Raw genomic sequence first — 24,535 nt, forward strand, 5'->3', positions numbered from 1 at the left:
GGTGGAGCGTTTGAGTCTTCTTTGGGTTTTTTATGAGGAGGATTATCAAACCGTCCGTTTAGATGAGCAGTTCAATCGAGAAGCTCTGATTGGACCTGAAATAGAGCATACGGTGACAATCCCTTCACTTTCATTTGATGAAGGGGCAATTCGTTTATCACCCGATGAACCGAATGAAGGTTTTTATGTTTATCAGGGAGATGAGAAGAAAGGCAAATTACATCCACATGAACCATATCAGCTTGGTTCACTCACACTTATTTTAATGGATGCACATCATGATCAGCATATTTATTACCTAGGAAATAGAGTCGAGTTGTCTTTTTCACGTGAGGAGAAGGATGAAATTGATGTGTGGAAAGAACAAGCACATTCCATGTTTCAAGATGCCAGCCAGTTCACTTTAGAGAAAATCGAAGGAACATGGTATATCATGCCTCAGGACGAGACGATTTACGTAAACGGAAAAAAAATCCACGGTCCAGAGAAGATTTATGCCGGAGATGAGCTGTTCTGGAACTTTCTGACGGTGACATTTAAAGATGATGATTTATTACAGGTGACAGCATACGAACCCTTTCAAACACGTTTGGAAAAAACAAGACCACCAAGTACAGAAACAAAACAAAAATACCCTTCATACAGACGCACACCGCGTTTGATTTATGATTTACCAGATGACCGGGTATCCTTTAGCTTTCCTTCGCAGGAGAGTGAAAATAACAGCAGAGGGCTTTGGCTTGTCGTCCTTCCGCCGCTTGTAATGCTCCTTGTGATGGGGATTGTCGCCCTTATCCAGCCGCGCGGAATCTTTATTGTCGTGTCGATGGCGATGTTTATCATGACGTTAATTACATCGTCCGTTCAATACTTTAAAGAAAAATCACAGCGCAAAAGACGAGAAGAGAAGCGGCAGCGAGTCTATTCTCTTTATTTGGAAAATAAGAGAAAAGAGCTGCAGGAGCTGTATGACCGCCAGCAATATATTTTGACGTATCATTATCCGTCATTTGAACAAATGAAGTATTTAACTTCAGAAATCAGCGGACGCATTTGGGAAAAGACGCTTGTGAGTGACGACTTCTTACACCTGCGTCTTGGAACAGGCGCAGTCCCATCAAGCTATGAGTTATCAATGAGCGGCGGCGATATGGCCAATCGAGATATTGATGACTTAATGGAACAAACGCAGCACATGCAAAAAGTATATCGTGAAGTGAAGAATGTCCCGATTACATTCGGTCTTGCGGATGGTCCAACAGGGTTAATTGGGAAGCCTGCGATTGTGAAAAATGAGCTTCATCAGCTTGTCGGACAGCTTGCTTTCTCACACAGCTATCACGATTTGAGATTTGTCTTTATCTTTCATGAGCAGGAGTATGAGAATTGGGAATGGATGAAATGGCTTCCGCACTTCCAGCTGCCTCATACATATGGCAAAGGGTTTATTTACAATGAACAAACACGTGATCAGCTGTTGTCTTCGATCTATGAAATTTTACGTGAGCGTGATTTAGAAGAAGAAAAAGAGAAGAAAATCTTTACGCCTCATTTTGTGTTCATCGTGACAAATCATGAGCTCATTGCTGAGCATGTGATTTTAGAATACTTAGAAGGCAGCCGTACAGACCTTGGTATCTCCATTATCTTTGCTGCAGAAACAAAGGAAAGCTTGGCTGAAAATATCTCGACGCTTGTCCGTTATATTAACGAAGAAGAAGGAGATATTCTCATTCAGCACAAGAAGGCAGTACGAATTCCGTTTCAGCTTGATACACATCAGCGCGGAGACAATGAACTGTTTGCCAGAACACTGAGAACATTAGACCATCAAGTCGGTATGACCAATTCGATTCCTGAAACGGTCTCATTCCTTGATCTTTTTCATGCCAAACAGGTGGACGACATTGGCATTCGTGAAAAATGGCTGACTTCAGAAACGGCCAAGTCATTATCGGTGCCAATCGGTTATAAAGGGAAAAACGACATTGTCGATCTGAACCTGCATGAAAAAGCACACGGCCCGCACGGATTGTTGGCGGGAACAACGGGATCAGGGAAAAGTGAATTTTTACAGACATATATTTTATCGCTCGCTGTACACTTTCACCCGCACGAAGTTGCTTTCCTATTGATTGACTATAAAGGGGGAGGAATGGCGCAGCCGTTTCGAAATATTCCTCATTTACTTGGAACGATCACCAATATTGAAGGCAGCAAGAACTTTAGTGAAAGAGCGCTTGCCTCAATTAAAAGTGAATTGAAGAAAAGGCAGCGGCTGTTTGATCAGTATCATGTGAATCACATCAATGATTATACAAAGCTCTACAAGGAGAAAAAGGCTGAGCAGGCAATGCCTCACTTGTTCTTAATCTCTGATGAGTTTGCTGAATTAAAAAGTGAAGAACCAGACTTTATTAGGGAGCTTGTCAGTGCTGCACGTATCGGCCGAAGCCTAGGGGTCCATCTCATTTTGGCTACCCAAAAGCCAGGCGGAGTCATTGATGATCAGATTTGGAGTAACTCCCGCTTTAAGGTCGCACTAAAAGTGCAAGATGCGTCAGACAGTAAGGAAATTTTGAAAAATAGTGATGCAGCGTCCATTACCGTCACAGGCCGCGGCTATTTACAAGTTGGCAACAATGAAATTTATGAATTGTTCCAATCGGCTTGGAGCGGTGCACCATATATGGAAGATGGCTACGGCTCAGAAGATGACATTGCCATTGTGACAGATACTGGTCTTATTCCGTTATCAGGGGTAAGCACAGAGCCGGCAGTGAAAAAAGAGACAGTGACGGAGATTTCCGCTGTTGTGGATGAAATTGAACGTATGCAGCAGGAGCTTGGAATTGAGAAGCTGCCAAGTCCATGGCTTCCACCGCTTGAAGAGCGGATTCCAAAAACACGTTATGCGTCGAGTGAAGAGCATGTCTTCCATTTTGCACTTGTCGATGAACCAGATCAGCAAAGCCAGCATCCACTTTCTTATCAAATGATGGAAGATGGGAACATTGGCATTTTCGGTTCCTCCGGATACGGCAAATCACTTGCTGCTACAACACTGTTGATGAGCTTTGCGGAGAGGTATTCACCTGAAGAATGGCACGCATATATTTATGATTTCGGAAACGGGACATTGCTTCCGTTAGCCAAACTGCCGCATACGGCGGATTATTTCTTAATGGATCAGATGAGAAAGATCCAAAAATCAATGAAGCGTCTGCGGGAAGAGGTTGAATATCGCAAGCGGTTATTCAGACAGCAAGAAATGAGTCATATCAAAATGTACAACGCCTTAAATGAGAAAAAGCTTCCGTTCATTTTTATCGTGATTGACAACTTTGACATTGTCAAAGACGAAATGCATGAGCTCGAATCTGAATTTATTCAGCTGAGCCGTGACGGACAATCACTAGGTATTTACTTCTTGATTACAGCGACACGGGTAAATGCAGTGCGTCAATCGCTGATGAACAATCTGAAAACAAAGATTGTCCATTACTTAATGGATCAAGGAGAGGCGTACTCGATTATTGGCAGACCGAAATTCAGCTTAGAGCCGATCCCAGGACGAGTCATTATTAACAAAGAAGAGCTTTATTTTGCGCAAATGTTCCTGCCAGTGGAAGGAGAGAACGATCTCGAATTGTTTGAGCATCTGAAACAAGAGATACAGCTTCTTCATGACCGCTTTGAAGCGGCTGAAAAACCAAAGCCTGTGCCAATGCTTCCTGATAAGCTGACAGTTTGGGAGCTTGAGAGCCGTTTAGATGAACAAAAAACGCCTTATGATATTCCAGTCGGATTAGATGAGGAATCTGTGGCACCTGTTTATTTTGACTTGAAAAAGAATAAACATTGCCTCATCATCGGTCAAACGCAGCGCGGAAAAACAAATGTGACAAAACTGATGCTTGATCAGCTTTTGGTGGCAAAGCCTGAAAAGCTGGCCGTCTTTGATTCAATTGATCGGGGTCTATCCCATTATGCAAAAGAAGAGAACATTGATTACCTTGAAACAAAGGATGATATCACCGAATGGGCAGAAGAAATAGACCGCTTATTCAAGGTGCGGGAAGAGATGTACGTCGAAGCTGTACGCCGAGGGGAGACCGATCAGCTGTCATTTCCTCAAATTGTGCTTGTGATTGATGGCATTACGCGTTTTCAGCAGACGATCGATCCGCGTCTTCAAGATCAATTGGCTGATTTCATGAAGTCATATGCACACCTAGGCTTCAGCCTGATTGCATCAGGGAATCATACCGAGTTCAGTAAGGGCTATGATGCACTCACAAACGAAATCAAACAAGTTCGTCATGCTATGTTACTCATGAAAAAATCAGAGCAAAACATCATACCGCTTCCGTATGCAAGACAAGAACCAGAGATTCAGCCAGGCTTCGGCTATTTGGTTGAAAACGGGAAAGAGAAGAAAATTCAGGTTCCTTTATGTGCGGTAGAAAGGAAGAGTGTTCAATGACAGAGCAGCAAAAAAGCTCCATCAAAATCATCTCCACCATGATATTGATTCTTGTGCTGCCGGTTTTATTTTTCCACCTGATTGGAGATGATCCGGCAAAACAGAAGAAGAATGCGACACGAAATATTGCGGTGGTCAATGAGGATATGGGAGCGAGCGAAAGTGAAAACACGGCTCGCTTCGGACAGGATGTTGTGGCAGCATTGTCAGAGCGTCCTGATTATACATGGACTGTAGTGAATCGCAGTGCGGCGGAAAATGGACTGAAAAACAGAAAGTATGACGCTGTCCTCTATATTCCGTCTGACTTCTCTAAAAATGTGCTGAGCTATGATAAAGACCATCCCGAAAAGGCGTCCATTCAATTTTCAATTCAAGATCAGCTCAATGCAGTCAATAAAGAGAAAGTGCAAAGAGAGCTGGAAAATGCACAAAAGAAAATGAATGAACAGATGTCGACGCTATATTGGAGTTTTGTATCACAGGAAATCGGCAATGTAAGAGAAGAGTTTGAGCATATTGTCGGTAAAGAAGTCGAATTCCAAAACACGATGTACAACTTCTATAAGCCGAACTCAAACAAACTATCAGATGCCGTACAGCAGCAGAAGAAACAAATAGAAGAATTAAAAAATGCGATGGCCGATTCACAGAAACAATATAAAGACGGCTTGAGTACAACAGAAGAAGCAAAGAACCAATTAAAGGACTTTGTGAAAGTAGTCGATCAATACCAGCAGTATCAAGACAAACAAAAGGATCTCTTGATCAAAGCGCAATCAACAAGCCAAAAGCAAATCCAGCAAGGGCTCAAACAGCTCGCTGACATTCAAAACCAAAATGCCCGCAGCTTTAGTGACCAAATGGGCGGACTAAAAACAGACATCAACGGGGTACAAAGTCAGCTGAAAACAACTGACGGCGCCATCCAATCTGTTCAAAAGTCGAGAGAAGACGCTATTCCTAAGCAATCCACGGGATTAACGGAACTTGTGATAGCGTCTCAGAAGGAACTGATTAAAAACTATGAAGATCGTTACTTAGAAGATTATCGAAATAAAATATCAGACTTGCAGACAAAGCTATTGGCAAAAAGGCAAGAGTTAATGGACGAGCCGGAACCGCCAGCTGACTCTGATGAAGACGGGCAATCAGATCAAGATAATGAAAACCCAGAAGAGATTGGGATTAACCTAGATGAAGAAACAAATGAGCTCTCACAAATTTCAATAGAAATGAACGACCTTGCCGATCAATTAGGAGAACAGGAGACACCACCGCCTTCGACTGAAGATGGGCAAGAAGGTGAAAGCGGTGAAAATCCTGCTCAGCCAGATACCAGCAGCAAGAATTCATCGCAGGATGACCTAAAAGCACTCTCAACTCGCTTAGATGAAGTGAAAAAGAAAATACAAGAAAAAGCGGACGCTCATAACGACGAATTAAAAGACAAAGTGAGTCAGATGAGTAAAGAGCTTGAGACCCTTACGAAAAAAGTAGAAAAGCTTGAAAAGACTATCCTACGGTTACAAGACCGATATAACGTCATTCCGAATGAAATCAAAAATCAAGAATCATCCATTGTAAGCAAAGTAAAAGAGCTGAAGCGCAGGAACTCACCGATTAGTAATGCCTTTAGTGATCATCTTTTTGAGAAAAAGTTCGAAACAAAATCAACAAGAACTAAAAAATTAATGGACTATTCAAATCAACTCTCTCAGCTAGAGCTGATGATCGCAAATGTCTATCAACCATCTAATAACTCTTCTCTATATGATGCAAAAGAAGAGAATATCCAGTCCATCCTCTCCATCAAAAAAGAAGAAACAGAAAACTGGGATAAGCTCAAAAACCAGATGCTGACATCAAATGCTGATGTGTCTACTTTTATTGATGAGATGCAGAAGTTTTCAGATGGTTATGCGGAGTACATTACGACTCAGCAGGCAAGCATGGAACAGGAGTTACAGACAATCTCTGAAAGTGCCGACAATGTAGCTGAGCAAATGGCTGATCAAGGAGATGCGGTGTATACGGCAGATCTTGCAGGCAGTTCAATTGTTGTCAGTGCACAGGATTCAATTGGTCAGGAAGTGCTTCGTCTTTCTGAAAATATGAGTTCGTTAACCGATCGCCAAAAAGGGGTGGCGGATTATACGAATAACATTGAAGAGAGTGTCACAACAGTTCAAGAAAAAGCAGATACACTGAATGAAAACTGGAGCAAGAATGTTAGCTCTACGAAGCTTGTTCAGCAAGATTTAAAGGGGATTCTAGGAAATACATTAAGTGATCAAGGCAACAGCAATTATGTGTATAACCATTTAGCCAATCCGCTGAAAATCAGCGGCGATGTGCCGGAAGAAAAAACACAGACTGTACCGCCGGTCGTCATTTTGGTCATTGTGATGATCAGCAGTTTGTTAATTGGCTTTTTCAGCTCGTATTATGCGTCAGCTCCGATGCTCGTCAAAGGTGCACTGTTTGGCATCTTAAATCTATTAGTCGGACTCATGATCAGTTTGTTTGGACTGAACATTTACAAACTTGCAGATGATCAAGCCATTCAATGGTCGATCTTCACCATTTTGTTATTAGTTGCTTGCTCTGCCTTTATTCGCACGGCCTTCCTATTTGGTTCCATTGCCGGATGGATGGCAGCAACGGCGCTTATTTTCTTCTTTGTTGCACCGTTAATTGATTTGGTGATGCCGAATTTCCACTTTACCAATCCAGTGACAGATGTGTACCTGTCGATCCAATATGGAAATGGAGACACGTTTGGAATGGGCGTCACGGGGTTAGTGATTTTAACTGTTCTTTTCATGGTCGTACCGCTTATGAAAAAGCTATGGAAAGATAAAACAGAGGAACGTGATGTGACTCATGAAGCTTAATCTATTCGTGAAAGGGACGGTGCTCGTTGCCGTTTCCCTTTTTCTCCTCATCCCTGCTGCTTTCGCTGCTGGTGAAGATACGGATACGAATGTCAAGCCGAATGAATATCAGGAAAAGGAGCTCAATATTAACTCAAGTATATTGAGGGATCAAACGAAATACGAACAAAGCAAAACGACGTCAAAAATCAAAACAGACATTCATTTTGCTGAACCGCCTAAAGCCCCGGGTGGATCTCTTTCTCCGCAGCTTTTTAGTGATCTCAAAGAGAACCCGCCCAAAACACCGGCTCGCATGATGAAAGAGATGAATATCTCTTTTAGTGATTCGGCTGTATCAGCACCTTCTGACGATGATCATGAGAAGCAGACATCGGCTCTGCTTCCGATTATCTTTGGTTTCTTGATAGCCCTTGGACTCATCGTGATGATCATCCTGATTCCAAAGGTGAATGTGAAGGCTGAAAAGAAATAGTCTGTCTCTTTTAAAAGAGGCAGGCTTTTCTTTATGCAGATTGCTTGATGTCATACCGTTTCACTACGTAAAATAGTGATATCAAGGGAGGAGATTGTCATTCGAATTTCAATCGTTACAGGCGGATCAAAAGGTTTTGGCCTAGCACTTGTGAACAGGCTGCTTGCACGCGGGGATCATGTGTACACAGCAGCAAGAAGTGCATCGCCGATATCCCATCCGAAGCTCACACATACTCAGGTTGACCTGACCGATGAAACGGCAGCAGCCAAATGGCTTCAAAATAGTCTCACGCCGCAAACTCTGGCAAATGCTGATGACATCTTATTCGTCAATAATGCAGGAATGGTCACACCTATCAAGCGCGTTGGACAAGGCGGACAGGATACACTTCATCAGCATTATACGTTGAATCTTGTCATTCCTGTTTTGCTGAGCCATGTGTTTGCCAAGCAGACTCAATCATTTAACGGAAAGAAAACGATCGTTCATCTTTCTTCTGGAGCGGCGAAAAACCCATACAAAGGCTGGAGTGCGTATTGCAGTTCAAAGGCAGGACTCGATATGTTTATGAGGACTTTTCATGAGGAACAGCAGGACGAGGCGCATCCGATCAACACGTTTTCCTTTTCACCCGGCACGATCGATACAGATATGCAGGGGGAAATTCGGAAATCATCAAAACAAGACTTTGAACAAATAGACCGTTTTCAGCAATTATATGAAACAGGCACGTTGAAGAGCCCAGATGAAGTCGCACGTATTTTGCTCGATCTTTTAGCGGATGATCCAGCTGGCGGATGTGTCTACGATGCACGTGAGTATATGAAAAAGCAGTCATAATGAAGCATGAAGACAAACCCTCGCATGCGGTACCAGGCCTGCGTGCCGGTGCTCACGAATCTCAAATTCGCTCCGTGCTCCTAGACTTCAATGGTTTTAAAGAAGAAAAAAAGCAGTCATAACGACTGCTTTTTTCGTATTGTACAAGCAAACACAGCTTATTTGACATAAGCTATTCTTGAGACTCATAGAAAATATAACAGAACATTTGAGTTTCTTTTCAGAATATGTTAGGATGCTAAAAATATAGATAAGGAGGGGTTTCCATGAGAAAGGTTACATTAATGGATGTTTACACCCATCCAGTCGCTCAAAAATATTTAAATCGTTCAGGAAAAGCCCATGCAATTGCTTGTGCTTATCACGCATTCAAACTGGCGGTGCAGGCTGGGATTAATCCAGATCTCGCTGTGAAAGCAGCCCTCTTGCATGATATCGGCCACTATGAATGGTATACAGATGGCGGAGAATGGGATTACGAGACATATAGACGGAATGATATTCATGCCATTAAAGGCGCAGAGCGGGCTCACAAACTGCTCATACGGCTCGGTGAGGAACCGAAGGCAGCCAAAGATATTGCGCTTGCGATTCTGCTTCATACGGATTCATATTTGCCAGAGGGCGACCTTCATAAGGACACACTCCAGCAAATCGTCAAGAAAGCAGATGAAATGGATGAAGAGCCTGGCGGACATCATCATTACAGACAAATAGACGAATCACTTGCAATGAAAAAAATCACGGAATTGGATCAAAAAGTGCAGCAGGCACTTCAGCCCATGAAACGCTCTGTTTAGTATGGAATGTCTCCATGAATATTTCCATGCTGATCGACATACAATGTGCGAATAACGGTACGGTTAAATGCTGATGTACCTGATGCAGTGAGTCCAGTGTAATGAACCGTGACAGAATAAGCACCTTCTTTTTTCAATTGAACAGCGGATGAATCAGTTGTTTTGAGTGGATGATCTTTTTGGGCATCCTTAAAGTAAAAGGTTTCTACTTTCTTGCTTAACCGTTTAATCAGACCGCTTGAATGGGTCGATGCATCATCCCCTGATTTCGCTGCCTCTGCTTTGATTTCTTCATTTAATGGTGAATCAAAGGATACGAGCAGCAAATAAGGAGCCTTTTTTCCTGAATTTGATCGAATCGTCCATTTTCCAGGAACGGGTTTATTGATTTGCACATGGTGCGTATATGCGCCTTCATATGGGAAAGATGCTTTCGATGTCTTCAGATTTGTTAAGACGTCTCCATTTGGGGCGATGATTTCTGGCCGCGTCTCCTGTCTTTCATTTAACCACTGAATCGATAAGCCATTCGTTCCTTCCTCTACATAGAACGCTTCTGTTTTATCCTTTTCACTTTCTCCGCCTTTCACATAAACATCTGTATTCAGCTCAGTAGAGTTCGGGGTCTCTATATTTTCTTTTTCAGCGCTTGCGACATTTGCCAGCAGCTGATGCTGGAATACAGGGAACATGCTTGTGCCGTTTTTAATTGAATTGTGATCCCATTTCCCTGTTAAAATATTGTTTGCATATGATAGTCTTGTGCTGCTTACCGTGACGGCGCCATCGTTTGCGCCAAAGCTCTTTAAATACATGCCTCCTAAGTACAGCACCCCGCCAAATGTTCCCCATTCCGATCCCGAATACGTGATGTATTTATGAGGAAACTTCTCCAGCTTGTCGGTTTCACTTCGAAAAGCCGCCATGAGCCCCGTTTGCAAAGAATAGAGCGCGTCGCTTTTTTGTCCAAGAATTTCCGCGAGCCAGCTTCCGCCCTTGCTATACGCTAAATCTGCCAGCGGCGTCCCGTAATGAGGGGAGCCGAGTGTAATGACCTTCTCTACATATGGATGGGCATTGTGATACACGAGTGCGGACTGTGTATCCACCCCGCCTTTACTATGACCAATCACAATGAGTTTTCGACCGAACACATCATAGATTTCTTTTAACTTTTCTGCTAATAGTTTGCCATTCATTTTCGTATCCTGATCTGGATACAAATCTATGAACGCGCTTTCGAATCCGTTCAGAACAGCTTGCTTTGCCATATCGTTTCGGTCGAACCATGTGGAGGAGGAGCTGTTAATGCCGTGTACAAAAACAAGCGGCGGTTTTGATTCGTCTTTTTGAACCGGCTCTTCTCCTTTAAACCACTTCCCTGGTGTCCCAGGTTCATCTCCAATTGTTCCTGCATATGCATAACTTGCAAAGGAAAAAAAGAGCATGACAGCAGCGAGACAGATGAGTTTTTTCAAGAACATTCACCTCTTCAAATGATTTAAGTTGTTGGCAGCACCAATCTATTATACTTCCAAAAGATGTAAAAATATATAAAATGTAAAAATATGGTATTTGAGTTGTGGGTTTGCCCTGAGTGACATTCACATGGGTCATTGCATACGCTGTGGGTAAATACACAAGTAAAGGGGCAGGTAGGATGGCACAACAAGGAAGTCCGCAGCTTGTTTCATTAGTTGATCCATATGTTTATCAAACATTGCAGAAAGTGATTGGTATGAGATTAATTGTTCAAACAGTGAAAGATACGGTGCGTGGAAAATTGAAGGAAGTCATGCCGGATCATATTGTCATTGAGGCGGGGACAAAATCAGTTTTTTATGTGCGGATCCAGCAAATTGTATCGGTGATGCCTGATCACAGTGAAAGAGTGTAACAAGCAGACGCATAGGTGTCTGCTTTTTTCATGCTTATAGAATGTATATCTGGAAAAAGTGCATGATATACCAATTGTTCTTTTTTTTTCAAAAAATAAGGTTCTAAAACAAGAAGCAGTTGACAGAAGGTGGGTTGAATAGTAGTTTTTTAATAAGATCAATACGTAACAGGAGGAGCATCTTTGTTAAAATCTAAAGTTCATTTTTGGACATTCCAAATATTACTTGTTTTACTTATTGTTTATGTATCAACAAAGGTTTCGTTTTTATTTCAGCCGATTATTTTATTTGCTTCAACCTTGTTTGTTCCCATCTTGCTGGCTGGAATTCTCTTTTTCATCTTTAATCCAATTGTTCGATTTTTGTCCAAGAAAATACCTAGGACACTTGCTATCCTGATCATTTATCTCTTGTTCATCGGACTCATCACGTTCATTGTGAATGCTGCGGGACCGATTATTGTCACGCAGGTAGGTGGACTTGTTAAAAGCTTCCCTGGTTATGTGACGGACATGCAGAAATTTATGAACGACTTCTCGCATTCTAAAACATTTACTTGGATGATGAACCAAGATTATGTCTCCGTCTCGAAATTTGAACAGACAATTGTTTCGACATTAAAAGGTTTGCCGGAAAACATTGCTTCAAGCATGTCTGCGGTGTTTGGCGTGATTGCCAATATTGCCTTAGCTGTGATCACAGTTCCGTTCATTTTGTTTTATATGTTGAAAGACGGACATAAGTTTCCGGACAAGCTCGTTCAATTTTTGCCAATGCCTTACCGTAAGGAAGGATTGAAAATCTTTAAAGAATTAAACGATACACTTGCGGCTTACATACAAGGGCAGATTGTTGTCTGTTTATTTGTTGGAGTGGCTTGTTTTATCGGGTACTTATTAATTGGTGTGAAATATGCGCTCATTCTCGGTATTATCATTGCGGTCACAAATGTGATCCCATACCTTGGGCCTTATCTTGGCGCGGCACCAGCTGTACTTATTGCGTTTCTTGATTCGCCTGGAAAAGCGGTGGTGACAGTTATTGTCATTCTTATCGTTCAGCAAATCGATGGAAATGTCATTTCTCCATTGATTATTGGGAAACGCCTCAACACACATCCATTGACCATTATTCTGCTATTAATTGGGGCAGGAAGCTTTGGCGGAATCCTTGGCATGATCTTTGCGGTTCCTGTCTATGCACTGCTCAAAGCCATCACCTTGAATATTGTCAGATTGGTTCAGCTGCGTCAGCGATCTCGTAAGGAACAGCATTTAAACGTCTAGGACAGATGCACACCTTTTCCCTTTTTGCATAAGATGATTGAGATAAGCAGATAGGGGGAGATTCTGATGCCTGCAATCGTTGGACCTATTCATATCGAGTCGTTAGGAGGAAACGGTGCAGCTACTTTCGGTGATGTCCTGGCCATTGCCCCTTTGGCTGTAGACCACTCTACTGGTGGTGCGGGAGCCTTTAATTCAGGTGATTATATGTCACTTTCAAGTGATCCGAATGCTACGATGCTTTGGGACTTTACATTGTTTGGCCAGCCTCAATCATTTAACGCATAAAAAAGACAGCTGATGATCAAAGATCAGCTGTCTTTTTTATTTTTCATACACGTATTTTTGAGCTGGGCATATGATGTGGGGAGAAAAGGTGGTGGAAAGATGCCAGCGATTGTTGGACCTATTCATATAGACCGTGTAATTGGAAATGGTTCTGCACATTTCGGTGATGTTTTTGCCATTTCGCCAAAAAGTGTCGATCACTCCGCCGGCGGTTCAGGTACGTATAATGCAGGGGACTTTGGCCAATTTGTTAACAGTCCAAACGTTACGTTTGTGTGGGATATAGACCTGATCGGCCAGCAAAAGAGCTTTAATGCGTAGCCAGCTTTGAAAGGGAATTCCTTTTCAGAAGCTGTCTTTTTTTATGGTACAATGGATATGGATGTAAGAAGAAAAAAGAGGTGTGAACAGAGTCAAATGAAAATTAGAAAAGCACACATCACAAGCGGACAACCAAAGACCTACAATGTATATTTACATGAAAATAAAAAAGAATATAAAACGCTTGTTGCCGTACCTGACATTGAATGGAGTATTTCCATTGCGTATGAGGACGAAAAGGAGCAGCTCATCCATACGCTTGAACAATCCTTAATGGAAAGAGTAGAAACAGACGAAGCCCGTGACCTCGCACTCAAGATTGTGCACTGGGTCACAGAAATGTAAATTTAGAAACCAGGAGTGAAAACAGCGATGAAAGAAGAATCCGTAGACTTTTATTTGCAGCAAGGGATATTTGGACATGCTGAAACAAAACCCGATGAACGAAGAATGTTTCTTGGTTCATTAAGGGAACGAGCGCTTCTCGCCCTGACAAAGGGACAGGTATCAAGAAATAAACCGTATCAAGAGGTCGAACAAATATTGAAGGCCAATCGCCAGGCTACAGTTCTTTTAAATGGTGAACTTTCCTATACTTCTTATTCTCAATATGTCAAAATGGCCAATACCGCTGGATGTTCCTTTAAAGTGGTGAATCATCACGAATCGCACTCTCCTTTTGGTCTTGTCATAGAGATGCCAGGTGCGGTCAATGAGGAGCACATCTATATAGAGGATGAGCTGTTTCAAAAAGCTTTTTCTCATGAATCTGTTGAATAGGTTTCCCTAGTGAAATGAATAAGATATAATGATTCAAAAGAGCATATGGGAGAGATGCGGATGGGCAAAGCGTTGATTTGTATAGATTATACAGTTGATTTTGTTGCAGACGATGGAAAACTGACATGCGGAAAGCCTGGACAGGCGATTGAATCTAAGATCACAGAGATCACTTCTTCATTTATTGATGAAGGCCACTTTGTCGTCTTTGCTGTCGATCATCATGAAGAAGAGGACCCTTATCATCCAGAGACAAAGTTATTTCCGCCCCATAATATTCGCGGAACCGAGGGCATTGAACTTTATGGACAACTAAGTTCACTATTTCACACGTCAAAACATTTAAAACATGTCTACTATATGGAAAAAACAAGATACTCTGCTTTTGCAGGCACTCAATTAGAAATGAAACTGCGCGAGCGCGGCATCACGGAACTTCACTTAGCCGGCGTATGTACCGATATTTGTGTACTTCATACAGCTGTTGATGCGTACAATAAAGGCTTTGAACTTGTGATTCACGAGAATGCTGTGGCGAGTTTTAATGAAGCGGGGCACGAGTGGGCACTTTCTCACTTTGAGCAGTCGCTTGGTGCGAAAGTGGTTAAGTAAGGGAAGGAGAATGGAAGTTGGAGCATCGGTTTATTGACGACAGTTTATCACTACATACAGATCTTTATCAAATTAACATGGCAGAAACGTATTGGAGAGACGGCATACATGAGAAGAAGGCAGTCTTTGAACTCTTCTTTAGAAAGCTTCCATTTGACAATGGCTTCGCTGTATTTGCTGGCTTAGAGAAAGCGATTGAATATTTATCGGACTTTTCCTTCACTGAAAGCGATCTAGCGTATTTAAAAGATGAACTCGGTTATAAAAGCGATTTCATTGACTATTTAAGCGGATTGTCCTTTACAGGTACACTTCATTCAATGCAAGAAGGGGAAATTGTCTTTGCGAATGAACCGATTATGCGCATCGAGGCAACGCTTGTTGAAGCTCAGTTAATCGAAACAGCATTGCTCAATATCGTGAATTTCCAGACGCTGATTGCAACAAAAGCAGCCCGGATTAAAGGCATCATTGAAGATGAGACAGCATTAGAATTCGGAACAAGACGTGCGCATGAAATGGATGCGGCGATGTGGGGAGCAAGAGCTGCACTCATCGGCGGTTTTCAGGCGACAAGTAATGTTCGTGCTGGGAAACGCTTCAACATTCCAGTATCAGGAACACATGCCCACGCACTTGTACAAGCATACCGGGATGAATATACAGCATTTAAAAAATATGCTGAAACACATACAGACTGCGTCTTTTTAGTCGATACGTATGATACCGTCAGATCAGGTATTCCGAATGCAATTAAGGTAGCGAAAGAATTTGGAGACAAAATCAACTTCATTGGTGTCAGACTTGATAGCGGGGACCTTGCATACTTGTCTAAAAAAGCGAGAACGATGCTGGATGAAGCAGGATTCCATGATGCAAAAGTCATTGCATCAAGCGATCTTGATGAACACACCATTATGAATTTAAAGGCACAGGGTGCCAAAATTGATGTGTGGGGTGTTGGGACAAAACTGATCACAGCATTCGATCAGCCAGCCCTCGGTGCAGTGTATAAGCTGGTGTCCATTGAAGAAAACGGCAAAATGAATGATACCATCAAAATTTCATCCAACCCAGAGAAAGTGACAACACCAGGCCGTAAACGGGTGTACCGCATTATTAATCAATTGAATCATCATTCTGAGGGTGACTACATTGCACTTGAAGAGGAAGATGTTCATAGTGAGGATAAACTAAAAATGTTCCATCCTGTGCATACATTTATTAGTAAATTTGTTACGAACTTTGTGGCGAAAGATCTTCACGTCCCGATTTTTGAACAAGGTAAACTTGTCTATGACAATCCGGATATTCAAACGATTCAAGCCTATGTGCAGGACAGTCTTGGACTTTTCTGGGAGGAATACAAACGAATCAGCAAACCAGAAGAATATCCAGTCGATTTGAGTCAAAAATGCTGGGATAATAAAATGCAGTTTATCCATGATGTGAAAAATAAAATCAAAAAAGAGCTTTATGAAAGCGAATGATTAGAAGAAAGGGAGATCATCAAGCCGGATGATCTCTTTTTTTTATTTTGACCGATTGAAAATGAACTAAAAGCGCAATCATTTGGTATACTGAAAGCACATCTTGTTTGTCATGGCATAAAGGAGGATTGGAGCAGTTGAGGGTGTTTGTTGCGAGACAGCCTATTTTTAACAGAAAAGAACAAGTCGTATCATATGAGCTGCTTTATAGAGATAGTGAAACCAATACATATAGCGCTGAAGACGGTGATCAAGCGACAACGGACCTCATTATCAACAGTTTTCTAAATATCGGCATCGAAACACTGACAGAAGGAAAACGATGCTACATTAATTTCACCGAAAGCTTGCTTTCATCTGATCTGCTCACCTATTTTGATCCGCATCAGCTTGTGATCGAGATATTAGAAAATGTACCGATTACCCCGGCACTTATTATGAGATGTAAGCAGTTAAAAAAATGGGGATATACGATTGCACTCGATGATTTCTTCCTAAACGGAACACATTATTGTGACAAGCTGCTTGAGGAACTCCTCTATTGCATTGATATTTTAAAAATTGACTTTCTGAAAACGACAACGCAAGAACGAAGAGCTATTCTGAATACGTATAAAAAGTATCGCCTTCGATTCTTAGCTGAAAAAGTAGAAACGAGAAGAGAATATGAAGAAGCGCTAGAAGCGGGCTTCCACTTGTTTCAAGGGTATTTCTTTAGTGAGCCGCATGTGATATCGGGACGAGCCTTATCGACCAGCTTCCATGCATACCATCAGCTTTTAAATGAGTTAAGCAAGGACCAGCCGAATATCCAGACCGTGACCCATTTTATTGAAAGTGACCTTTCGCTATCATATCAATTATTAAAAATGCTGAATTCAGGCGGCATGAGACGTCTTTATCAAATTAAAAGTATCCGGCAGGCGATTATCCTGCTTGGGTTTAATGAGATTCGGCGCTGGATCTTTATCCTTTCATTTAAAGAACTGAATGTCCAAGCTAACTCAAGTCAAAAAGAAATTATCAAAATGTCGTTCATTCGCGCCAAAACGTGTGAACTGATTGCCTATCGTACTGAACGAGAGCACCCAGCCTCTTATATGCTGACAGGTATGTTTTCTCTTATTGATACACTTGTCAGAGCAGATATCACAGAACTAGTGAAGGAGCTGCCGCTTTCTGATGAAGTTGGCGAGGCACTTCTTGGCTATGAAAATGATTATTCTTCTGTGCTGGATGTGGCCAAACGTATTGAACGAAATGAATGGGATGATGAGATGTTAGATGGAAATCTCCCGAAACAGGAAGCTTATGGCTGTTATATAGAAGCCATTGAATGGTGCCATAAAATGTTTGAATCTTAAGAAAAGCCGCTCTGAATGAGCGGCTTTTCTTTGTCATGACCACTGTAAAAGAAGAAAAATTCTGCTGGAGGCAAGAGACAAGTAGATCCGAATGCCTTCTGGACTAAAGCGGATATCGATGCCGCTTTTCACACCGATTTGCTTCAGCATTCGGATGACACTTGTGGAATCAGAGCGCTCAGCAGCCTCCATGATGCGCTTGGCAAACGGAAGGGAGCTGGAAATTTGCTGCGTGATGAGTGACGCATCAGCAACGAGACGGGCTGATTCCTTTGCGGCTCGTTGAAATGAGTGGGCATCTACTGGAGGAAAAGTCATTGGCGTGCGCGGCGGGTATGCGTGGCTCATTGCGGGAACCTGCAAAGCAGGATAAGGAACATAGTAAAACACATGGTCACCTCTTCTCTCATTGACGTGAAATTGGACGGATATCTGTTCTAAATGTATGTAGAAAATCAGAATAAAGAATCAAAATGATCTTTCTATCTTTGTAAATCCAACATAAAAATAGGTACTTTTGCGGTCAATTTCGGTGGATGTCGCCAAAAAATTGCGGTGTCCACAATAGCGTCTGTCGTCTGACCTATAACACGCAAAACCAAAGATATAGAGGGGATCGTATGTTCTTCAGGGAGAGAAGTGTGACGAATGATGCCTATTCCTGTAGCAAAAATGACGCATTTCCTTTGAAATTGAGATAAAAGTATGATTTGAAAAGTCAGAAAATGATGAAAAAAGACCTATTGAATTTTGCGGTATCACGCACATGTTTTGTGCATACTTTTCGGTGAAAAAATACTCAATTACATTTACACTGTTAGTAACAGATCAAATACTTATGACCCAATCACCATACACAAATACATTGATCTTCCAAAAAAGGAGAGTGGAATCGATGGAAAAGTATGAAATCGAAGAACTTAAACAATTATTATGGAAACTTGAAAACGAAATTAGAGAAACAACGGCTTCTCTTCATAACATTAACAAAAGCATTGATCAATACGACAAATATGAATATGTGAAAATTTCTTAAAGACTTGATAATCATCAAGTCTTTTTTTTATCCAAATACATACAAAAAAAGGATATATTATTATATAATTGTTAAATAGCGATGTCAGTGGACATTTGCTCATGTCTTTTTAGTAAAATAAAAGACGAAAGGGTGAGGTACAAGATCGAGTATGCTAAACTATCTAGAGAATACAAAAATCAAGCAGAATATGTCTGATTTTATTCAACATGCAGTCAGGCAGAATGATTTACAAAAGCTGCTTCTAAAATTTACAGATAGAAAAAAAGAATTTCCTCTTGGTCAATTAGCTTACCAGCACTATGAGGCATTTGGCGGACAAGACAAGCAAGCGATTACAAAACTGGCAGCAGGGATTGAACTTCTTATCTTATCTGCCGATATATTAGATGATATTGAAGATCAGGACAATGATTCGTATCCTTGGATGAACGTCGACCAAGGAGTGGCCATCAATGCTTCTACGTATTTATATACGGTGAGTATCCAATTCATCGCATCAATATGTGAAAATAATTCTCAACTATTAGAGAAACTGTTCCATTTCATTAAAATGTCAATGGAAGGGCAGCACGAGGATTTGCGTCATTTGCATGGAACAGAAGAAGAGTGTGTAGAGGTTTTAAAGAAAAAGTCAGGATCTTTAACAGCTATTTCTAGCGTATTGGGTGTTTATTTAGCGACAGGAAAAATAAACGCCACTGTGGAATCTTATTCGATATATTATGGTGTTGCTGAACAGATCAGTAACGATTTTTTTGCGTTATTTTCAAAATCAAACGGAGATTTTCAAAAAAAACAAACGCTGGCATTCAGTTATTTACAAAGACGTTTTAACGATGCCAGTCAAGAGCTTCTTTCCTTCTTTTCTAACCGGCTGGATGAGTCAGAGCAAAAGCCGTTTCAACTGAAGCAGAAGTTACTTGAAGCTGGTTTGACTCAGTACATGGTATCGATGAGAGAGATTATGCTGTTAAAAATGAAGCAAGGAATTGAACAACTTGATTTACCTAGGAAGAAGAAGGAACAATTATGTGCATTTATGACAAAGGAGGGCAATGGTTGAACATTCAAAATGTTATTGCATATTTAGTCAAAAATCCTGGTGTTGTGAATGAATTAGACTTAGGGAATGCAAATTTAATTCACACAGATGAGCAAACCATGCAAGCAATCATTCAGGGGATTAAAAAAGGGCAAATGTCTGCAGATTATATATGGTACTATAAATGATACTATTCATTTAAAAATGATTTAAAAGTTCTCCAGTTAAGGATGTTTTTTACATGAAGATAACTTATACGAAACTATCTGCTTTTTTGGTTTTTCTGTCTTTTTTATTTCTGATCTATGTTTCATATATTTATGTATTTGATATTTTTAATGGAGCACGTGTAGCGGAGAACAAGAACGGTCAAGCAGAAGTTGTCAAAGTTGAGTATCTTTCTTTAGCCTACACATCAGGATTAGAAGAAGGAGATATTATACTTAAAATCAATGGGGAACCTGCTAACAACAAAGATCATTTGATCAATGGTGAGCTTAGGAATGTGCAAAGAATTGATATTCAAAGAGGCAACCAAATGATCACCCTAAAAAATAAGACATTGATTGGTCAAGAAAGTTTATTTGTCTATATAATTCCTCTCATCCTGTATTCAATTTGTTTATTTTGTATCTTCTTTATCATTCGAATTAACAAAGAGGCCCAACGAAAATCAGCATTTCTTTTAGTTGTATTTTTATTAACGATTTGTATCGGATATCTTAGTGCAGGTACTTCAGGTATTGGTGAAAGATTTAGCCATTATGTAATTACATTTTGTTTATCAAGTGTATTTGTCTTTTATATTCATTTCATTTATCAATATTTCAAAGAGTTTGACCTGCATATAACGACTCAAAAAACAATTCGCTTTTTATATAGTCTTCCTATAATTAATCTAGTAATAGAGTTATTTGTTCCGATTGATTCGGCGATAGCCAGATACATGCCAAGTTTAAATCTTTTATTCTTTTTCGCTTCTATTATCATGTCATTCAAAGTGATTATCAATGGAATGCGGAAATATAAAGAGACAGAGCAGGGGTCTGTTTTAAAGTTTTTTGTCATGATAAATATCATAGCATTTTGTCCATTTATCTTTTTATTTGCAATTCCATATGTTTTGTTTCGTATTTATGTGGTAGATCCCTTTTTCTTAACTTCTTTTGTCTTGCTCATTCCTTTTTCACTCGTGTATCAATTTATGACGAACAAGCTTTACAATATGGATTTTTTGATAAGCAGACTGAAATACTATGGGTTTCTTGCCATTACACCGACCGTTTTTGTTGTTGTCACGTTTTACATTCTGCAAAAACCAGAAGATTTGAAGTACACACTGAAGCTCGCATTAATCACCTATACACTCATGCTGGCTGTATTCTATTTCAAAGAAATTCTAGATTTCCGCTTCCGTCTGAAGCGTTTTTCAGAAAAGCATAATTACCAGGACAGTGTGTTTAAATTCACGCAGCTCATTCGTGAGGCGTCCTCACTTCATCAAGTGCTGTATCATTTGAAATACACCATTTTAGAAGTGCTTGTTGTGAATAAAGCCTTTGTGCTTGAGGTGAAAGCTGACGGACAAATTATTGAAATTGATGAATCGACAAATGATAGTAAGCTATGGAAAGAATACGTGGATCAATTTCAAGATATTTTAGGTGAAGTCGGGAAAATTATTGAGCTTGATAAAGGGTTTATGATGAAAATTGGCGAACGGGGCGGTCACTCGTTTATCATTTGCTGCTTATCCAATATACAGACACCGAAATTGTCGCGTGATGAGATTTCTTGGTTGAAAACATTGGCCTTTTATACAAGTGTCAGTTTAGAAAATGTCGTCAAGATCGAAGAATTGATGGAGCATCTTGACGATTTGAAACAGCGCGAGTCCAATCCTGCCTGGCTGAAGAAAATCATGTTTGCCATGGAAGAAAAGCAGCGCTCAGATTTAGCGAGGGATCTTCATGATTCCGTGCTGCAGGACTTGATATCCCTAAAAAGGCAGTCAGAGATGTTTTTAACGAATTTCCAAAACAACCAATGCCCAACATCCATTGAAAATTCGCTTGTCTCATGGAACGATCAAATGTCTAAAGTGATTCAGACGACGAGAGAAACGTGTCATGAGCTTCGGCCGCAGCTGCTGTATGATTTAGGTTTAGTAAAGGCGATATCGAAGCTGACTTCTCAAATTCAAGAGGAAGCACCGTTTCATATAAGGCTGAATACGACACGCTTTGATAAAGAGCTGGACATTGATATTGATTCACAGCTGAATATTTACCGAATTGTCCAGGAGCTGTTATCCAATGCCCTGAAGCACTCCCAAGCCACCCAAGTGTTAGTGATGCTGATTTGTATTAAAGATCAGGTTGTTCTTCACTATGAGGATGATGGAGTCGGTTTTGATGCAAGTCATCTTGATCAGCACACAATGAGCATGGGGCTATCGGGAATTAGGGAACGAGTCAAAGCGTTAAATGGAAAGCTTCAAATTCACACAGCACCGGAAAAAGGGCTTAAGGTGAAAATTGAAATGGAATTGTAACGATTTATTAAGGATTAAGACTTGGCATTAGCCAAGTTTTTTATATAAAATGGAAGTGAGTGATTTAAAGGGAGGAAGACATGAAGAAGATATTGGTCATTGATGATCATCCGGCTGTCATGGAAGGGACAAAAAGCATATTAGAATCAGACCAGCAGCTATCAGTCGATTGTTTAAGTCCTGATGCAGAAGCCGCCTTTTTAAAGACGCATGACTTTTCCATCTATGACGTGATTTTGATGGATTTAAATCTCGGGGATATCAATGGAATGGACATTGCGAAGCAAATCTTAGAAACCAACCAGCAAGTAAAAATTATCATTTATACAGGGTATGAAGTAGATGATTATTTTGAAGAGGCTATTCGGGCTGGATTACACGGTGCAATTAGTAAAACAGAGACGAAAGACAAAATTATTGAATACATACACCGCACATTACAAGGAGAAGTTGTCATTCAGCTGTCCTATTTAAAGAAATTAATTTCACAGCAGCAAGAAAAGCCAGAACAGGCGCAGCAGACTGATCACGACCTCTTAACCGAACGGGAGTGTTTGATCCTTAGAGAAGTAGAAAAAGGATACACGAACCAGGAGATTGCCGATGTGCTTCATTTGAGCAAACGGTCAATTGAGTACAGTTTGACATCCATCTTTAATAAGCTGAATGTTGGATCTCGTACAGAAGCGGTGTTAATTGCCAAGTCTGAAAGTGTGCTGTAAACGTGTGAAGGGAGAGGGCCTTAATGGATGTGAGCGGATCAAATACACTGCTTGAGGCACTAGGCATTGAGATTGTAGAGTGCAATGAGTCACGATGCGTTGCAACAATGCCAGTCGATCACAGAACAAAACAGCCATTTGGGCTGCTGCATGGAGGAGCGTCTGCTGCTCTAGCAGAAACAGTGGCGAGCATGGGGGCTGCGGCTCATTTAGACTTAACGCAGCAAGTTTGCTCAGGTATTGAAATCAATGCCAATCATTTAAAATCTGTACGTGATGGAGTGGTGACAGCGACAGCTGTTCCTGTACATGTAGGACGGCGTACAATGGTATTTCAAATCGATATAAAAGATGATCGAGACCGGCACATCTGTACGTCAAGGTGCACACTTGCTGTCATTGATCGCATATAAAAAAGCTCCCGGTGCAGCGGAAGCTTTTTTTATATGCTGTTGAGCGATAAATTGAGAGAAATAAAAGAATGGCCCAACATATCAGGCCATTCTTTTCGCTTTTTTTATAAATAAGAGTCTTCTTTTCGCTTAATCACAAAGTTGCGGAAGCCGCCATAATCATCTTGGACACTGCGCTTGTCAAGCTTAACACCAGTATTGTAGGCTGCTCTTCCGATCAAGTGTGCGCCGACTGGTGCTGTCAGGAAGATGAATACGATCCCGAGAAGGATTTTTGCAGAAATAACGCCTGCAAGAAACCATTCGTGAAAAAACACGCCTACTAAAATCAGAACAACGCCAAGGGTCGATGCTTTTGATGCAGCATGCATACGTGTGTAAACATCCGGCAGGCGAAGGACACCAATGGCTGAAATCAAACAGAGGATAGCGCCTAGCAGGATAAAGAAAATCACGATGGCTTTAGCGATGACGATCATTTTCAATCACTTCCCCTTTCTCAAGGAATTTGGAAAAAGCGACAGTACCGATAAAGGCAAGGATGCCGAGCAGTAAAATAATCTCAAAGAATGCAGTGGTTTTCAGTAAAATTGAAACGATGGCTGTCATCCCAATTAAATTGATTCCTATCGCATCAAGTGCACTCACACGATCAGGAATTGAGGGACCTTTGATCACTCGTATCACAAAAAGCAAAGTAGACAGAGCAAGAATGCCAAGTGAAATTTGCAAAATGAGTTCCATTACTTACCACTCACCTCCTGAATCGCTTTCTCAAATGAAACCCGGATATCGTGAATGGCTTTTTCAGCATCTTCAATATCCATCGCATGAATGTATAAAATGGAACGATCATCGGAAATATCAATCACTAGTGTACCTGGTGTCAAAGTAATCATATTTGCTAGTATGGTGATTTCCCAATCTGTTTTCAAGTCCGTACGAAAGGCGAAAATACCGGGCTTAATCGTGAGCTTTGGAGATAATACCGTCTTTAATACACTTAAATTGGCAAGAAGCAGCTCCCGAATAAAAATGATAATGAGCTTGAAAATCGCATAAAGAGCATAGCCGTAAAAACGCTGCGGGAAAAATCGCCGCAGCATAAAAATGGCGATCATCCCTAAGGCAAAGCCTGATACAAAGTCTGCGGCTCTGTATGTATCATTCATAAACATCCATGTAAAGGCGAGGAGAGCGTTTAGTAATATTTGAAAGGCCATGT

General features: G+C 41.0%; 25 protein-coding genes. 20 read left to right on the forward strand and 5 right to left on the reverse strand.

The features are described 5' to 3' along the window. Positions 1 to 10: 10 nt before the first annotated feature. The 5 genes from essC to JVX94_RS18875 all read left to right on the forward strand — a co-directional run bounded on the left by essC (position 11) and on the right by JVX94_RS18875 (position 9,501). A complete protein-coding gene (gene essC, locus JVX94_RS18855; RefSeq protein WP_111292721.1) occupies positions 11 to 4,486 on the forward strand; it encodes a type VII secretion protein EssC in 4,476 nt (1,491 codons plus the stop codon). Further along, complete coding sequence (gene esaA, locus JVX94_RS18860) at positions 4,483 to 7,383, forward strand: type VII secretion protein EsaA (protein ID WP_205184114.1); 2,901 nt, start codon at positions 4,483 to 4,485, stop codon at positions 7,381 to 7,383. The genes essC and esaA overlap by 4 nt, the downstream gene beginning before the upstream one ends. After that, on the forward strand, positions 7,373 to 7,858 hold the full coding sequence (gene essA, locus JVX94_RS18865) for a type VII secretion protein EssA (RefSeq protein ID WP_205184117.1): 486 nt from the start codon (positions 7,373 to 7,375) through the stop codon (positions 7,856 to 7,858). The genes esaA and essA overlap by 11 nt, the downstream gene beginning before the upstream one ends. 99 nt (positions 7,859 to 7,957) lie before the next feature. Next, a complete protein-coding gene (locus tag JVX94_RS18870) occupies positions 7,958 to 8,701 on the forward strand; it encodes a (S)-benzoin forming benzil reductase (protein ID WP_240193848.1) in 744 nt (247 codons plus the stop codon). 266 nt (positions 8,702 to 8,967) lie between these two features. Then, a complete protein-coding gene (locus tag JVX94_RS18875) occupies positions 8,968 to 9,501 on the forward strand; it encodes an HD domain-containing protein (RefSeq protein ID WP_024425954.1) in 534 nt (177 codons plus the stop codon). Here the strand turns inward: JVX94_RS18875 and JVX94_RS18880 are convergent. After that, positions 9,498 to 10,985, reverse strand: coding sequence for an esterase/lipase family protein (locus JVX94_RS18880; protein ID WP_240193788.1), 1,488 nt, complete (start codon positions 10,983 to 10,985; stop codon positions 9,498 to 9,500). The genes JVX94_RS18875 and JVX94_RS18880 overlap by 4 nt on opposite strands. 176 nt (positions 10,986 to 11,161) lie before the next feature. Between JVX94_RS18880 and JVX94_RS18885 the strand changes: the two genes are divergently transcribed. The 9 genes from JVX94_RS18885 (at position 11,162) to JVX94_RS18925 (ending at position 17,540) form a co-directional block, all read left to right on the forward strand. Beyond that, positions 11,162 to 11,398, forward strand: a complete 237-nt coding sequence (locus JVX94_RS18885) for a YuzF family protein (RefSeq protein WP_034282580.1) — start codon at positions 11,162 to 11,164, stop codon at positions 11,396 to 11,398. 183 nt (positions 11,399 to 11,581) lie between these two features. Then, complete coding sequence (locus JVX94_RS18890) at positions 11,582 to 12,685, forward strand: AI-2E family transporter (RefSeq protein WP_095409472.1); 1,104 nt, start codon at positions 11,582 to 11,584, stop codon at positions 12,683 to 12,685. Positions 12,686 to 12,751: 66 nt separating this feature from the next. Beyond that, the gene (locus JVX94_RS18895; RefSeq protein WP_197197724.1) at positions 12,752 to 12,973 is read left to right on the forward strand and encodes a spore germination protein; all 222 of its coding nucleotides are present in this window, start codon (positions 12,752 to 12,754) and stop codon (positions 12,971 to 12,973) included. Between the two features lie 99 nt (positions 12,974 to 13,072). Beyond that, positions 13,073 to 13,294 (forward strand): spore germination protein, encoded by a 222-nt coding sequence (locus tag JVX94_RS18900; protein ID WP_095410048.1) that lies wholly within the window; start codon positions 13,073 to 13,075, stop codon positions 13,292 to 13,294. 96 nt (positions 13,295 to 13,390) lie between these two features. After that, positions 13,391 to 13,639, forward strand: a complete 249-nt coding sequence (locus JVX94_RS18905; protein WP_024423330.1) for a YueH family protein — start codon at positions 13,391 to 13,393, stop codon at positions 13,637 to 13,639. A gap of 27 nt (positions 13,640 to 13,666) precedes the next feature. After that, positions 13,667 to 14,074: a YueI family protein gene (locus tag JVX94_RS18910; protein WP_203128794.1), complete on the forward strand. Its 408-nt coding sequence runs from the start codon at positions 13,667 to 13,669 to the stop codon at positions 14,072 to 14,074. 60 nt (positions 14,075 to 14,134) lie between these two features. Continuing rightward, positions 14,135 to 14,686: a cysteine hydrolase family protein gene (locus JVX94_RS18915; protein WP_095409470.1), complete on the forward strand. Its 552-nt coding sequence runs from the start codon at positions 14,135 to 14,137 to the stop codon at positions 14,684 to 14,686. A 17-nt stretch (positions 14,687 to 14,703) separates the two neighbouring features. Beyond that, positions 14,704 to 16,176: a nicotinate phosphoribosyltransferase gene (locus tag JVX94_RS18920; RefSeq protein ID WP_203128793.1), complete on the forward strand. Its 1,473-nt coding sequence runs from the start codon at positions 14,704 to 14,706 to the stop codon at positions 16,174 to 16,176. Positions 16,177 to 16,313: 137 nt separating this feature from the next. Further along, positions 16,314 to 17,540 (forward strand): EAL and HDOD domain-containing protein, encoded by a 1,227-nt coding sequence (locus JVX94_RS18925; protein WP_095409469.1) that lies wholly within the window; start codon positions 16,314 to 16,316, stop codon positions 17,538 to 17,540. Between the two features lie 33 nt (positions 17,541 to 17,573). Here the strand turns inward: JVX94_RS18925 and JVX94_RS18930 are convergent, their stop codons facing one another. Then, on the reverse strand, positions 17,574 to 17,930 hold the full coding sequence (locus JVX94_RS18930; protein WP_205184124.1) for a YuzC family spore coat inner layer protein: 357 nt from the start codon (positions 17,928 to 17,930) through the stop codon (positions 17,574 to 17,576). A 505-nt stretch (positions 17,931 to 18,435) separates the two neighbouring features. Here JVX94_RS18930 and degQ point away from each other — a divergent pair. From degQ to JVX94_RS18960, 6 genes are all read left to right on the forward strand, one after another. Further along, on the forward strand, positions 18,436 to 18,576 hold the full coding sequence (gene degQ, locus JVX94_RS18935; RefSeq protein ID WP_003213123.1) for a degradation enzyme regulation protein DegQ: 141 nt from the start codon (positions 18,436 to 18,438) through the stop codon (positions 18,574 to 18,576). 151 nt (positions 18,577 to 18,727) lie between these two features. Then, positions 18,728 to 19,642 carry a polyprenyl synthetase family protein gene (locus JVX94_RS18940; protein WP_095409467.1) on the forward strand — a complete coding sequence of 305 codons (915 nt, stop codon included), beginning with the start codon at positions 18,728 to 18,730 and terminating at the stop codon, positions 19,640 to 19,642. Continuing rightward, on the forward strand, positions 19,639 to 19,809 hold the full coding sequence (gene comX / locus JVX94_RS18945; protein ID WP_189310220.1) for a competence pheromone ComX: 171 nt from the start codon (positions 19,639 to 19,641) through the stop codon (positions 19,807 to 19,809). Before JVX94_RS18940 ends, comX begins: the two co-directional genes overlap by 4 nt. Before the next feature lie 53 nt (positions 19,810 to 19,862). Continuing rightward, positions 19,863 to 22,175: an ATP-binding protein gene (locus JVX94_RS18950; RefSeq protein ID WP_095409465.1), complete on the forward strand. Its 2,313-nt coding sequence runs from the start codon at positions 19,863 to 19,865 to the stop codon at positions 22,173 to 22,175. An 80-nt stretch (positions 22,176 to 22,255) separates the two neighbouring features. Further along, positions 22,256 to 22,897: a two-component system response regulator ComA gene (gene comA / locus JVX94_RS18955; protein ID WP_095409464.1), complete on the forward strand. Its 642-nt coding sequence runs from the start codon at positions 22,256 to 22,258 to the stop codon at positions 22,895 to 22,897. 23 nt (positions 22,898 to 22,920) lie between these two features. After that, positions 22,921 to 23,310, forward strand: coding sequence for a hotdog fold thioesterase (locus JVX94_RS18960; RefSeq protein WP_095409463.1), 390 nt, complete (start codon positions 22,921 to 22,923; stop codon positions 23,308 to 23,310). Between the two features lie 104 nt (positions 23,311 to 23,414). On the opposite strand, the gene mnhG is transcribed toward JVX94_RS18960, so the two are convergent. The 3 genes from mnhG to JVX94_RS18975 are packed head-to-tail and all read right to left on the reverse strand — an operon-like array spanning position 23,415 to position 24,533. Then, positions 23,415 to 23,789: a monovalent cation/H(+) antiporter subunit G gene (mnhG, locus tag JVX94_RS18965; RefSeq protein WP_024423320.1), complete on the reverse strand. Its 375-nt coding sequence runs from the start codon at positions 23,787 to 23,789 to the stop codon at positions 23,415 to 23,417. Further along, complete coding sequence (locus tag JVX94_RS18970) at positions 23,773 to 24,054, reverse strand: Na(+)/H(+) antiporter subunit F1 (protein ID WP_039181117.1); 282 nt, start codon at positions 24,052 to 24,054, stop codon at positions 23,773 to 23,775. The genes mnhG and JVX94_RS18970 overlap by 17 nt, the downstream gene beginning before the upstream one ends. Continuing rightward, complete coding sequence (locus tag JVX94_RS18975) at positions 24,054 to 24,533, reverse strand: Na+/H+ antiporter subunit E (RefSeq protein WP_024425941.1); 480 nt, start codon at positions 24,531 to 24,533, stop codon at positions 24,054 to 24,056. The genes JVX94_RS18970 and JVX94_RS18975 overlap by 1 nt, the downstream gene beginning before the upstream one ends. Positions 24,534 to 24,535 lie beyond the last annotated feature (2 nt).

The sequence above is a fragment of the Bacillus sp. PDNC022 genome (genome assembly GCF_016919285.1).
In the GTDB taxonomy this organism is placed as follows: domain Bacteria; phylum Bacillota; class Bacilli; order Bacillales; family Bacillaceae; genus Bacillus; species Bacillus safensis.

Excerpts from the sequence above, each read along its gene's own strand:
- JVX94_RS18885 (WP_034282580.1), top strand. The coding sequence starts at position 11,162 with ATGGCACAACAAGGAAGTCCGCAGCTTGTTTCATTAGTTGATCCATAT.
- JVX94_RS18880 (WP_240193788.1), bottom strand. The coding sequence starts at position 10,985 with ATGTTCTTGAAAAAACTCATCTGTCTCGCTGCTGTCATGCTCTTTTTT.
- esaA (WP_205184114.1), top strand. The coding sequence starts at position 4,483 with ATGACAGAGCAGCAAAAAAGCTCCATCAAAATCATCTCCACCATGATA.
- degQ (WP_003213123.1), top strand. The coding sequence starts at position 18,436 with ATGGAAAAGTATGAAATCGAAGAACTTAAACAATTATTATGGAAACTT.
- JVX94_RS18915 (WP_095409470.1), top strand. The coding sequence starts at position 14,135 with ATGGGCAAAGCGTTGATTTGTATAGATTATACAGTTGATTTTGTTGCA.
- mnhG (WP_024423320.1), bottom strand. The coding sequence starts at position 23,789 with ATGATCGTCATCGCTAAAGCCATCGTGATTTTCTTTATCCTGCTAGGC.
- JVX94_RS18970 (WP_039181117.1), bottom strand. The coding sequence starts at position 24,054 with ATGGAACTCATTTTGCAAATTTCACTTGGCATTCTTGCTCTGTCTACT.
- comA (WP_095409464.1), top strand. The coding sequence starts at position 22,256 with ATGAAGAAGATATTGGTCATTGATGATCATCCGGCTGTCATGGAAGGG.
- JVX94_RS18940 (WP_095409467.1), top strand. The coding sequence starts at position 18,728 with ATGCTAAACTATCTAGAGAATACAAAAATCAAGCAGAATATGTCTGAT.
- JVX94_RS18950 (WP_095409465.1), top strand. The coding sequence starts at position 19,863 with ATGAAGATAACTTATACGAAACTATCTGCTTTTTTGGTTTTTCTGTCT.
- JVX94_RS18900 (WP_095410048.1), top strand. The coding sequence starts at position 13,073 with ATGCCAGCGATTGTTGGACCTATTCATATAGACCGTGTAATTGGAAAT.
- JVX94_RS18875 (WP_024425954.1), top strand. The coding sequence starts at position 8,968 with ATGAGAAAGGTTACATTAATGGATGTTTACACCCATCCAGTCGCTCAA.
- JVX94_RS18975 (WP_024425941.1), bottom strand. The coding sequence starts at position 24,533 with ATGGCCTTTCAAATATTACTAAACGCTCTCCTCGCCTTTACATGGATG.
- JVX94_RS18905 (WP_024423330.1), top strand. The coding sequence starts at position 13,391 with ATGAAAATTAGAAAAGCACACATCACAAGCGGACAACCAAAGACCTAC.
- JVX94_RS18960 (WP_095409463.1), top strand. The coding sequence starts at position 22,921 with ATGGATGTGAGCGGATCAAATACACTGCTTGAGGCACTAGGCATTGAG.
- JVX94_RS18895 (WP_197197724.1), top strand. The coding sequence starts at position 12,752 with ATGCCTGCAATCGTTGGACCTATTCATATCGAGTCGTTAGGAGGAAAC.
- JVX94_RS18910 (WP_203128794.1), top strand. The coding sequence starts at position 13,667 with ATGAAAGAAGAATCCGTAGACTTTTATTTGCAGCAAGGGATATTTGGA.
- essA (WP_205184117.1), top strand. The coding sequence starts at position 7,373 with ATGAAGCTTAATCTATTCGTGAAAGGGACGGTGCTCGTTGCCGTTTCC.